The sequence below is a fragment of the Methylobacterium soli genome (assembly GCF_008806385.1).
Classification (GTDB): Bacteria; Pseudomonadota; Alphaproteobacteria; order Rhizobiales; family Beijerinckiaceae; genus Methylobacterium; species Methylobacterium soli.
In genome coordinates this window covers 120,138-132,208 of the sequence record NZ_VZZK01000016.1, presented here as the reverse complement: position 1 = coordinate 132,208, position 12,071 = coordinate 120,138, and the positions used below count along the sequence as shown (strand labels likewise).

8 protein-coding genes are annotated in these 12,071 nt (G+C 72.7%); 4 read left to right on the top strand and 4 right to left on the bottom strand.

What is annotated here, in order from left to right:
• Both glmS and F6X53_RS16545 read left to right on the top strand, forming a co-directional pair.
• Positions 1–1,347, top strand: a 1,347-nt coding sequence (gene glmS / locus F6X53_RS16550) for a glutamine--fructose-6-phosphate transaminase (isomerizing) (RefSeq protein ID WP_151001313.1), incomplete at its 5' end; no start/stop codon positions are given.
• Between the two features lie 246 nt (positions 1,348–1,593).
• A complete protein-coding gene (locus F6X53_RS16545; RefSeq protein ID WP_151001312.1) occupies positions 1,594–2,376 on the top strand; it encodes a DUF502 domain-containing protein in 783 nt (260 codons plus the stop codon).
• Between the two features lie 37 nt (positions 2,377–2,413).
• On the opposite strand, the gene F6X53_RS16540 is transcribed toward F6X53_RS16545, so the two are convergent.
• Together F6X53_RS16540 and recG are read right to left on the bottom strand one after the other, a co-directional pair.
• Complete coding sequence (locus F6X53_RS16540) at positions 2,414–2,710, bottom strand: hypothetical protein (protein WP_151001311.1); 297 nt, start codon at positions 2,708–2,710, stop codon at positions 2,414–2,416.
• A 290-nt stretch (positions 2,711–3,000) separates the two neighbouring features.
• Positions 3,001–5,172 carry an ATP-dependent DNA helicase RecG gene (recG, locus tag F6X53_RS16535; protein ID WP_244965583.1) on the bottom strand — a complete coding sequence of 724 codons (2,172 nt, stop codon included), beginning with the start codon at positions 5,170–5,172 and terminating at the stop codon, positions 3,001–3,003.
• A 250-nt stretch (positions 5,173–5,422) separates the two neighbouring features.
• Between recG and F6X53_RS16530 the strand changes: the two genes are divergently transcribed.
• Positions 5,423–5,719, top strand: a complete 297-nt coding sequence (locus F6X53_RS16530; RefSeq protein ID WP_151001309.1) for an FAD assembly factor SdhE — start codon at positions 5,423–5,425, stop codon at positions 5,717–5,719.
• Between the two features lie 135 nt (positions 5,720–5,854).
• Entirely contained in the window at positions 5,855–9,466 is a 3,612-nt protein-coding gene (mfd, locus tag F6X53_RS16525) for a transcription-repair coupling factor (protein WP_151001308.1), read from the top strand.
• Positions 9,467–9,532: 66 nt separating this feature from the next.
• Here the strand turns inward: mfd and F6X53_RS16520 are convergent, their stop codons facing one another.
• Both F6X53_RS16520 and F6X53_RS16515 read right to left on the bottom strand, forming a co-directional pair.
• Complete coding sequence (locus tag F6X53_RS16520; RefSeq protein ID WP_151001307.1) at positions 9,533–9,877, bottom strand: hypothetical protein; 345 nt, start codon at positions 9,875–9,877, stop codon at positions 9,533–9,535.
• 326 nt (positions 9,878–10,203) lie between these two features.
• Entirely contained in the window at positions 10,204–11,481 is a 1,278-nt protein-coding gene (locus F6X53_RS16515) for an AMP-binding protein (protein WP_151001306.1), read from the bottom strand.
• Positions 11,482–12,071 lie beyond the last annotated feature (590 nt).

The window sequence follows — 12,071 nt, the reverse complement described above, 5'->3', positions numbered from 1 at the left end:
CTGTTCGCGGGCGAGAGCGACCTGCTGATCGGGGCCCGCCACGGCGCCCCGCTGGCCATCGGCTTCGGCGAGGGCGAGACCTATCTCGGCTCGGACGCGCTGGCGCTCGCCCCCTTCACCGACGCCATCACCTACCTGGAGGAGGGCGACTGGGCCATCCTGACGCGCGAGGGCGCCGAGATCCGCGACATCGCCGGCGTGGTCGTCACCCGCCCGCGCCAGATCATCGCCGCCCAGGCCTACCGGGTCGACAAGGGCAACCACCGCCACTTCATGGCCAAGGAGATCCACGAGCAGCCCGAGGTGGTCGGGCGCACGCTGGCCCACTACGTCGACCTCGCCGAGAGCCGCGTCGCCCTGCCGGAGGCCCTGCCCTTCAACCTCGCCAAGCTCTCGCGCCTGACCATCACGGCCTGCGGCACCGCCTATTATGCCGGGCTCGTGGCCAAGTACTGGTTCGAGAAGCTTGCCCGCCTGCCCGTCGAGATCGACGTCGCCTCCGAGGCGCGCTACCGCGAGGCGCCGCTCGACGCGGACGGGCTGACGCTCGTGATCTCGCAATCGGGCGAGACCGCCGACACCCTGGCCTCGCTGCGCTACGCAAAGAGCCAGGGCCAGCCGACGCTGGCGATCGTCAACGTGCCGACCTCGACGATCGCGCGCGAGGCCTCGGCGGTGCTGCCGACGCTGGCGGGGCCTGAGATCGGGGTGGCCTCGACCAAGGCGTTCTCGTGCCAGCTCACGGTGCTGCTGTGCCTAGCCATCGCGGCGGGGCGGGCGCGGGGCCATTTGAGCCTGGCCGAGGAGCGCCACCTGGTCGACGCGCTGATCACGGTGCCGGGGCTGATGGCGGAAGCGGTGCGCCAGGAGGGCGAGATCGAGGGTCTCGCCCGCGAGATCGCCAAGGCGCGCGACGTGCTCTATCTCGGGCGCGGCACGGCCTACCCGATGGCGCTGGAGGGCGCGCTGAAGCTGAAGGAGATCAGCTACATCCACGCGGAGGGCTACGCCGCGGGGGAGCTGAAGCACGGTCCGATCGCGCTGATCGACGAGAGCGTGCCGGTGATCGTGATCGCGCCCCACGACGCGATCTTCGAGAAGACGGTGTCGAACATGCAGGAGGTGGCCGCGCGGGGCGGGCGCATCATCCTGGTGGGGGATGCCAAGGGGGCGGCGCAGGCCGGCCTCGAGACCATGGCGACCCTGACGATGCCCGACCTCGACCCGACCGTCGCCCCCATCGTCTACGCGGTGCCGATCCAGCTCATCGCCTATCACACGGCCGTGGTGATGGGCAAAGACGTCGACCAGCCGCGCAACCTCGCCAAATCCGTCACGGTGGAATGAGCCCCGTCACGGTGGGACGGGCCGCCGGGCCCACCGGGCTCACGGCACCCGCGCCCGGTCGGCGGCGCGGGTGCGCGGGCGGTCCGCATCGGCCTTGAGCCGCCGCCCCGCAACCGCTACCTCTCTGCGCCTGGGCGGTCCGGCCTCCGGCGTCCCTGGCTTGAGGATGCTTCGGAGCTCGGGGCGCTGCCTCAGGTCGACGATGCCCCGAGCCCGTTGCCCCGCGCGCGAAAGTGACACCGTACCGTGGCGCCACCCATCCCGCCGATCCAGCCGCCGATCCCCGACCTCGACCCCGCGGGCCCGCGCAAGCGCGTCAGCGTCCGGGGCCGCCTGCGGACCTACTTCCTCACCGGCATCATCGTGGCGGGGCCGCTCGCCATCACGATCTACATCACCTGGTGGTTCATCACCCTGATCGACGGCTGGGTGAAGCCGCTGGTGCCGGCGAGCTACCTGCCGGACCATTACCTGCCCTTCTCGATCCCGGGCCTCGGCCTCGTCATCGCCTTCGTGGCGGTGACGCTGCTGGGTTTCCTCACGGCGAATCTCGTGGGACGCAGCGTCATCGAGTTCGGCGAGGTGCTGCTCGCCCGCACCCCCGTGATCTCCGGCCTCTACAAGGGCCTGCGGCAGATCTTCGAGACGCTGTTCTCGGCAAACGGCACCTCGTTCCGCACGGTCGGCCTCGTGGAATTTCCCGTGAAGGGGACGTGGTCGGTGGTGTTCCTGTCGGCCCCGGCCGCGCCCGACGTGCAGGCGGCCCTGCCGCAGGGCTCGGCCGAGACCGGCCCCGATTATGTCGGGGTGTTCCTGCCCTGCGCCCCGAACCCGACCACCGGGTTCTTCTTCTACCTGCCGCGCGCCGACATCATCGAGGTCGGGATCAGCGTGGACGACGCCGCCAAGCTCGTGATGTCGGCGGGGGTGATCCAGCCCGAGGACCCGCAGACGCGGCTCCAGGCGATGGCGGCGGGGCTGCGGGCGGCCCAGGTGGGCGCGCCCTCACCCGAGCGGCAGGATGCATGAGCGCCCGCGCCGGTTCAGGCGCGCGCGCGGGTTCGGTTCAGGAGGCGCTGGCGGAGGCGAGCACCGGCACCTTGGTGGTGACGGGCGCGACCGGGCCCGCGCTCATCCAGCCCGTGGCGGTCTCGACGGCCAGCAGCAGCCCGAGGGCGACGCAGAGGGCGTTGGCGGCGATCCAGAGCGGCCGGGTGGCCCGACGCACCGCGAGGGCGATCGCGTCCGGGCCGACGGCGGAGGCGGCCTCGGTGTCGGAGATCGGCAGCAGCCAGGGCTCGCACGCGGTCGGATTCCAGCCCTCGGAGGACCCCGGCAGGCGTTGGAACGGTCCGTTCAGCATCGGCATACCCTCCACATCTCCCGATCAAGGGCCGATCGAATCAACCCTTCGTTCATGTTGCGTTAAGATTGGGACACGAACGCGGCAAGGTATGATGCCGTTCCGAGACCCGCGCCGCAACCCCGAATCTGTATGGCAGATGAACGGAGCCCGTCGTCGGGACCAGAGGCGGGGCCATGAAGGCTTTTTTGCGGGCCCGCCGCCGGATCCGGCCGAGGAGGCGCCGGGCAGGGTTAAGGAGCGGTTACGCGGGGGCCGGGCGCGCGCGCCCGAGCCGGAGCGCCCCGCCTTCAGCCCGCCCCGAGGAGCCGGATCGCGGCCTCGCGCTCGAACAGGTAGAGCAGCACCCGCAGGGCGCGGCCGCGCGCGGTGCGCAGGCCCGGGTCGCGCTCGACCACGAGGCGGGCGTCGTCGCGGGCGGCCTCGAGCAGGTCGGCATCGGTCTCGAGGCTGGCGAGCCGGAAGGCCGCGAGGCCCGATTGGCGGGTGCCGAGCACCTCGCCCTCGCCGCGCAGGCGCAGATCCTCCTCGGCGAGGCGGAAGCCGTCCTCGCTCTCGCGCATCATCTCCAGGCGCGCGCGGGCGACCTGGCCGAGGGGCCCCCGGTAGAGCAGCAGGCAGGAGGAGGCGGCCGAGCCCCGGCCGACCCGGCCGCGGAGCTGGTGGAGCTGGGCGAGGCCGAAGCGCTCGGCATGCTCGATCACCATGATGGTGGCCTCCCGCACGTCGACGCCGACCTCCACCACGGTGGTGGAGACGAGGATCCGGGTCTCGCCCGCCGCGAAGCGCTCCATCGCGGCATCCTTCTCCGGCCCCGGCATCTTGCCGTGGATCAGCCCGACCGCCGCGCCGAAATGCTGGCGCAGATCCTCGAAGCGCTCCTGGGCGGCCGCGAGGTCGATGAACTCGGATTCGGCCACCAGCGGGCAGATCCAGTAGACCCGCTCGCCCCGCGCCAGGGCCCGGTCCAGCCCCGCCACCACCTCGTCGATGCGCTCGACGGGAATCGTCAGGGTCTTGATCGGCTGGCGGCCGGCGGGCTTCTCGTCGAGGATCGAGACGTCCATGTCGCCGAAGAAGGTGAGCGCGAGCGTCCGGGGAATCGGGGTCGCGGTCATCACCAGGAAGTCCACCGCCTCGCCCTTGGCCCCCAGGGCGAGGCGCTGGTGCACGCCGAAGCGGTGCTGCTCGTCCACCACCGCGAGGCCGAGATCGTGGAACACGACGCTGTCCTGGAACACCGCATGGGTGCCGACCAGGATGTCGATCGCGCCCGCCGCGAGGTCGTTGAGCGTGGCGCGGCGCTCCGGCGCCCGGTCGCGGCCCGTCATCAGGCGCAGGCGCAAGGGGCCCGCCATCGGGCCGAGGCGCTCGAAATGCTGGCGGGCCAGGATCTCGGTCGGCGCCATCAGGACGGCCTGCCGCCCGGCCTCGACGGCGGAGGCCATCGCCAGCAGCGCCACCGCGGTCTTGCCCGAGCCGACATCCCCCTGGAGCAGGCGCAGCATGCGCCGGTCCGAGGCGAGATCCGCCCGGATCTCCGCCACCGCCCGGGCCTGCGCGCCCGTGAGCCCGAAGGGCAGGGCGGCCTCGATCCGGCCGGCGAGCTGCCCGTCCCCGGCATTGCGGCGCCCGGGCTTGCGGCGCTGGCGCGCCCGCAGGAGCGCCAGCGCCAGCTGCGAGGCCAGGATCTCGTCATAGGCGAGGCGCCGGCGCGCGGCCGTGCGGGGCGGGGGCGTGCCGTCCTCGCGCCGGGGGGCGGGGGCCTCCTCCGGCCGGTGCTCGGCCCGGAGCGCGTCGGCGAAGGGGGGCAGGGCGTGGCGCTCGAGCCAGGCCGGGTCCTGCCACTCGGGCAGGACGGGGAGGCGGTCGAGGGCCGCGTGGGCGAGCTTCGAGATCGCCCGCGAGGTCAGCCCCTCGGTGGCGCCGTAGATCGGCTCGACCGCGGGCAGGCTCGCGAGCCCGGCCTCGTCGGTGATGCGGGAGGGATGCACCATCTGGCGCTGCCCGTCCCAGAGGTCGATCCGGCCCGAGACGTAGCGGTGGGCGCCCAAGGGCAGCATCTTCTCGACGCGCGCGCGCGGCATGCCGAAGAACACGAGGCTGACATCGCCGGTCGCATCCTCGACGAGGACCCGGTGCGGGCGCCGCCCCGCCCCGGGCTGGGGCGGCCGGTGCGCCACCACCGTGACGCCGACCGTCACGGGCTCGCCCGGGGGCGCCTCGGCGATCGAGCCCTTGAGCTGGCGCGCCACGCCCCCCTGCGGCAGGTGGAACAGCAGGTCGACGATGCGGGCCGGCTGCTCCGGCGTGCCCAGCAGGCGCTCGATCAGGGGCGCCATCTTGGGGCCGATCCCCGGCAGGCCGCGGGCGGGCGCGAACAGCGCGTCGAGGATGCTCGGCCGCAGGGGCGCGGCAGGGCCCGCCGAATCGGGCGCGATCTCCCGCGCGGGTTCTCGCACCGGTTCTTGGGCCGGTCCTTGGGCCGGTCCTTGAGCCTCTGCGGGCGGGCGGGCGGAGGCGGGAGCAACGGTCATGCGGGGGCCGGAATGGCGTCAAAACGGATGGTGCGGCGGGCGCGCGTCCCTATATAGACCATTGCACGCGCCGCCCGCTGCGGCACAGCTTCCCTTCCGGGCAGCACAGGATAACGGGAGCCGGGGATCCCCGTATCGGGTGATCCGGGGATCACGGCATCACAGGTTTGGCTTCATGTCCGGCACCACCCGCACCAGCGCGGATCTCGACCCGCGCCGCCGCCGCACCCTCTTCCGCGCCTGGCACCGGGGCATCCGCGAGATGGACCTGATCATGGGCCGCTTCGCCGATGCGGAGATCGGGGCCCTGTCCGAGGACGAGCTCGCCCTCTTCGAGGCCCTGATCGAGGTGCCCGACCGCGACCTGTTCCGCTGGCTCACCGGCGAGGATCCGGTGCCCGAGAACTACGACACCGGCGTCTACCGGCGCCTCAAGGCGTTCCACAGGCACGACGCGCCGATCCACGGCTGAAGGCCCGCGCCCGCCCCTTCCGTCCAGGGGCCCCAGGGCCGCGCCCGCGTGAGCCCGGACGCGTCGCCGCCATCCCATCTCCGCCTCCTGCCCGACAGCGGGCGGAGAGACGCCCGACCCCACACCGAAGACCTCATGGCCAAGTCAGCACCCAAGTCAGCACCCAAGCCCAGCCCCGCCGCCCCGAAGCCGCAGGCCGCGCGCTTCGCCCTGCCGAAATCGGGGCCGCTCGCCCGGGCGATCGAGGCGCTGAAGCGCGGCGACAGCCCGACGCTCGCGAGCGTGCCGGAGGGCTTCGACGCCCTGGTGGTGGCCGACCTCGCCCGGGCGCTCAGCGCGAATTTCGAGGGGCCGGCGGTGCTGGTCCACGTCGCCCGCGATTCGGGCCGCTCGAACGCCTTCATGAACGCCCTGAGATTCGTGGCGCCCGAGCTCGAGATCATGAGCGTGCCGGCCTGGGACTGCCAGCCCTACGACCGGGTCTCGCCGAACGCCGCCATCGCGGCGCAGCGCATGACGGCGCTGTCGCGCCTCACCCGCTCGCGCTCGTCGGAGACCGCGCCCCGCATTCTCTGCACCACCGTCAACGCCCTGGTGCAGCGGGTGCCGCCCCGCGCCCGCATCGCGGTCGAGACCTTCTCGGCGGCGATCGGCAACGTGGTGTCGATGGACAAGGTCACGGCCTGGGTCGAGGCCAACGGCTTCCTGCGCACCGGGACCGTGCGCGATACCGGCGAGTACGCGGTGCGGGGCGGCATCCTCGATTTGTCGCCGCCGGGGCTGCCGAACCCGATCCGCCTCGACTTCTTCGGCGACACGCTGGAATCGATCCGGGCCTTCGACCCCGAGACCCAGCGCACCATCGGGCAGTTGCGCGCCCTCGACCTCGTGCCGATGAGCGAGGTGCAGCTCACCACCGAGACGATCCGGCGCTTCCGCCAGGGCTACGTCACGCATTTCGGCGCCGCGACCCGGGACGACCGCCTCTACGAGACCGTGAGCGAGGGCCGGCGCTATGCCGGGCTCGAGCACTGGATGCCCCTGTTCTACGAGCAGCTCGACACCCTGTTCGACTACGTCGCCGGGGTGCCGATGGTGTTCGACGCGCAGGTCGAGGACGCGGTCGCCGAGCGCCTCGCCCTGATCCAGGATTATTTCCAGGCCCGCGAGGGCGCCCTGAAGACCCCGCAAGCGGGCGTCGCCCCCTACAAGCCGCTGCCGCCGCGCGCCCTCTACCTCACTCCGAACGAGTGGAAGGACCGGGTCGCGGGGGCCAGCGTCGCCCGGCTGACGCCCTTCGCGGTGCCCGAGAGCCCCGAGCGCGCGGTGATCGATTGCGAGGGCCGGCAGGGCCGCAACTTCGCCCCCGAGCGGGCCGAGGAATCCGCGAGCGTGTTCGACGCCACCGTGGCGCATGTGCGGGAACTGCAGGGATCGGGTCATCACGTGATCCTCGGATCCTGGTCCGACGGCTCCCGCGACCGGCTCTGCGGCGTGCTCACCGATCACGGCCTGAAGAAGCCGGTGGCGATCACGCGCCTCTCGGACGTCTACGCCCTGAAGCGCGGCACCGACATCGCGGTGGCGGTCTGGGGCCTCGAATCCGGCTTCACGGCGGGCCAGCTCGCGGTGGTGGCCGAGGGCGACATCCTGGGCGACCGGCTGGTGCGCCAGAAGCGCAAGTCCAAGCGCCCGCAGGACGTGATCCTGGAGGTGCAGGCTCTCCAGCCCGGCGACCTCGTGGTCCATGCCGACCACGGCATCGGCCGCTTCGTCGGCCTCAAGACCATCCACGCGGCCGGCGCCCCCCATGATTGCCTGGAGCTGCAATATGCCGGCGGCCTGCTGCTGCTGCCGGTGGAGAATATCGAGCTCCTGACCCGCTACGGCTCGGAGGATGCCGAGGTGCCCCTCGACCGCCTCGGCGGCGGGGCCTGGCAGGCCCGCAAGGCCAAGATGAAGCGCCGCATCCTCGAGATGGCGGGCGGGCTCATCAGAATCGCGGCGGAGCGCTTCGTGAAGCCCGCCCCCCGCCTCGCCGCGCCCGAGGGGCTCTACGGCGAGTTCGCGGCCCGCTTCGCCTTCGAGGAGACCGAGGACCAGGCCAACGCCATCGACGCCGTGCTCGGCGACCTCAATGCGGGCCGCCCGATGGACCGCCTCGTCTGCGGCGATGTCGGCTTCGGCAAGACCGAGGTGGCGCTGCGCGCCGCCTTCGCGGCGGCGATCGGGGGCCGGCAGGTGGCCGTCGTGGTGCCCACGACCCTGCTCGCGCGCCAGCATTACCGCACCTTCGCGGAGCGCTTCAAAGGCCTGCCGATCCAGGTGGCGCAGGCCTCCCGCTTCGTCCCGAATGCCGAGATGAAGAAGGTCCGGGAGGGGCTCGCCAACGGCACCGTCGACATCGTGGTCGGCACCCACGCGCTCCTGGCCAAGGGCGTCGCGTTCCGGGAGCTCGGCCTCATCATCGTCGACGAGGAGCAGCATTTCGGCGTCACCCACAAGGAGCGCCTGAAGGCCCTCAAGAGCGACGTGCACGTGCTGACGCTCTCGGCAACCCCGATCCCCCGCACCCTGCAGCTCGCCATGACGGGGGTGCGCGAGCTCTCGATCATCGCGACGCCCCCGGTCGACCGGCTGGCCGTGCGCACCTTCGTGACGCCCTTCGACCCGCTGCTGATCCGCGAGGCGCTGCTGCGCGAGCGCTACCGGGGCGGCCAGGCCTTCTACGTGGTGCCGCGCATCGAGGACCTCGCGGAGGTGAAGCGCTTCCTCGATGCCGAGATGCCCGAGATCAAGGTCGCGGTGGCCCATGGCCAGATGGCGGCGGGCCAGCTCGAGGACGTGATGACGGCCTTCTACGAGGGCAAGTTCGACGTGCTGCTCTCGACCACCATCGTGGAATCGGGCCTCGACATCCCCACCGCCAACACCCTGATCGTGCACCGGGCCGACATGTTCGGCCTCGCCCAGCTCTACCAGCTGCGCGGCCGCGTCGGGCGCTCGAAAGCCCGGGCCTACGCCCTGTTCACGACGCCGGCGAACCGCCAGCTCACCGCCCAGGCCGAGAAGCGCCTCAAGGTGCTGCAGACCCTCGACACCCTCGGGGCCGGCTTCCAGCTGGCCTCCCACGACCTCGACATCCGGGGCGCCGGCAACCTCTTGGGCGACGAGCAATCCGGCCACGTCAAGGAGGTCGGCTACGAGCTCTACCAGCAGATGCTGGAGGATGCCGTGACGGCCCTCAAGGCCGGCATCGACGAGCCCGTGGAGGAGGCGTGGTCGCCCACCATCGCGCTCGGGGCGCCGGTGACGATTCCGGAGGATTACGTCGAGGATCTGGGCGTCCGCCTCGGCCTCTACCGCCGCCTCTCGACGCTCGAGAACGACGCCGAGATGGAGAGCTTTGGGGCGGAGCTGATCGACCGCTTCGGGCCCCTGCCGCCGGAGGTGGAGCAGCTCCTGCGGATCGTCACGATCAAGATCCTGTGCCGCGACACCAACGTGGAGAAGGTCGAGGCCGGCCCCAAGGGCGTCGTCATCCACTTCCGCGACAAGGCCTTCGCCAACCCGCAGGGACTCGTCGCCTACGTGGCCGAGCAGGCCTCCTTCGCCAAGGTGCGCCCGGACATGAGCATCGTCTTCATCCGCGAGCTGGATTCGGTCCCGGAGCGCCTGAAGGTGACGACCCAGATCCTGCGCAGCCTCGCCAAGATCGCGGCCCGGGGCGGCAAGAAGGCCGCGTGAGCGGGGAAACATGAAGGCCGCGCAAGCGGGATTCGGCGCTCCCGCGCCGGATCCGGGCGGGAGGCCTCAGAGCTCGGGTTCGTTCAGGACGTAGGGGCCGATCCGGCTCTTCAGGTCCACCGGGGGCCCGGCATGCCGGCCGGTCGCCTCGTCGACGAGGATCACCGGGATGCCGGCGTCGCGCATCTGGGCGCGCAACGCCGCCGCGCGGCGGGCGAAGCCGGAGCCGCCGCGCCGGGAGGTCTGGAGCAGGATGGCGGCGGGGCGGGCGATCACGGCCAGCACGTCCTCGGCCGCCTCGAGCGACGCCGTGACGCTCGCGTAGCCGAGCTCGGCGAGCTCGGCGGCGAGGGAATGATCCACGGCCCGGTGGCCGTCATCGACAACAAGAACTTGTTGCAGCGCACCCATGAGCTTGAGCGTTATCCCATCGCATGTCCCTTGTGAAGGGACCCTAGCCATAACCCACGGCAGCGACTTTGGTTCGCCGACGAGATTGCAGGTGCGAAGATGCCGGCCGTGCCTGAGCCTGGGATGAACCGGCGGCCCGGGCCCGGATCAAGCGCCTGATGCGGCGCGTGAATGCTTCGATTTAAGTCGCTGTAAAATATCGTTTTTAATCATAAGATTGAAAAAACCGATCCGGGCCGGAGGCGCGGTCGCGCCGCGGGGCGGCGTGGGTCAGTACGCAGATGCACCAAAAAATTTCGGCGGTGCGCAAAACCGCGTGATGGGGCTCAGGCCTCGGTCAGGCCGGTTGCGGTTCCGGCAAACAGGCTCGGCCGGTAGGCCGCCGGGCGCCACTCGCCGCCCTCCGGCAGGGGGGCTGCCCCGCGCTGCAGCGGACCCGCCTTGCAGGCCTGGCCCCGGTAGGCGAGGCGGCCGTCCGGCTCGTGCCGGAGGGCGAGGAGGCCGGCGGGAAGCGCGAGGCGCCCGGGCTCCGCGAGGGTGAGGGCGAGGTCCTGGGCGCCGCGGGCGCAGGACAGGACCAGGTCCTCGTCGAGGGCGAGCACGTCGATGATGGCGGCGCCGGGCCCCGGGCGCAGGCTCCGCCCGGTGAGGCGGCAGGGCGCCCGGTGGGCGACGCTGAGCGTGCGCAGGGTCTCGGGCAGGGGCCGGCCGGCGAGCGCCGGTTCGAGGAAGCCCGGGACCACGAGGTGGGTCGGCACCGGCCGGCGCAGGGCCGCCGCGAAGGCCGGCCCGTCGAAGACCGGCAGGGTCTCCAGGCTCGCCCCCGAGATCAGGGCCGCCCCGAGGCCGGTGACGAGGCCGCGCAGGTCCCCCGGCGACACGAGGCTGAGGACGCGCTCCCCCGGCCCGACCCGGGCCGCGATGAGGTGGATGGCGGCCGCGGCGAGCAGCGCGTCGCCGGGGCGGTGCACCGGCCGGGCCGGATCGCCGCCCGCGAAGCTGACGAGGCCGCCGCCGGTATCGCCGATGACCGGGGCGGAGCGCCGGTCGAGGGCCATCTCGTCGAGATTGATCACGCCGTCCGGCACGTCGGGGCCGAAGGCCGCGAGGTAGCGCAGGCCGAAATAGCGCGCGGCGACGCCGCACAGGCGCTCGGCCGGCCGGTTCGGCCCGAGCCGCGCCTGGGTCAGGACGGCGCTGATCCCCGCCGCCTGGATGCCGGCCAGGAGCTGCTCCGCGTCCCAGGCCTGCGGCAGCAGGCAGGGGACGTGGCCGGCCGCCTCGACGGCGAGATGGGCGACGAGGGCCTCGGTGCTGCCGGGCAGCGCCAGACCGATGCGGCTGCCGGGGGGCAGGCGCCAGGCGCGCAGGCCGTGGCCGAGGCGGGCCACGAACTCGGCCGCCGCCCCGTAGGTCCAGGTCATCGGGGCGCGCCCGCTCCAGGCGGCCTTGTCGGCGGCGTCCACCAGGGCGATGCGGGCGGGATGGCGGATCGCGGTCGCGGCCAGGAGGGCGCAGAGCCCCGTCCGCCGCAGGGGAACCTCCGGCTGGGCTCCCCCGCCCGCCCGGGACGAATCCTCCGCGGCGGCGTCCGGGCGCGGCAACTCTTGGCGCGGCGACTCCTGGCGCGGCGAATCGGCCGGCGCCGCGGCAAACGGCGCGGGCAAGGTGTGGCCAGGCAAGGGATGGCCAGGCAAGGTTTGGGCGAGCGGCCAGGCGGGGGCTGGCGCGGCCTCCGGGGCCTGGTCGCTGAAAGGTCTGTACGACGCCTGGGCCGACACTGGCACCCGTCTCCCCGCTGCCCTTCCGTTGATGAGACCTTAAGGTTAACCACCCCCTAACCGCCCGCCCCGGGCGCGCGGGTTCGGGGCCGATTCCGCCACCGGCGGGCGCTCGCGCGGCCGGCGGGGCGCGCATTCAAAGTGCGGCCGACGCGCGCGCGGGCCCGGCGCCCATCGTCCCGGGCTTGCGTCGGGCGGCGTCTTGCGTCAGGGCGTGGCTCGCTCAGGAGCGTCCCGGGAGCCGGAACCGCAGCGGTGTCATGTCTTCGCCTCATTCGGGGGGAAAGCAGGCCGCCCGGTCGTTCGAGCGGAGTCGAGAGGCGCCGCGCTGGGCAGGATGCGTGCGGGGCTGGGACGAGACGCCCCCGCATGCGCCGGCCGACGGCCCTGCCACGGCGGCAGTGCGCGTCTCG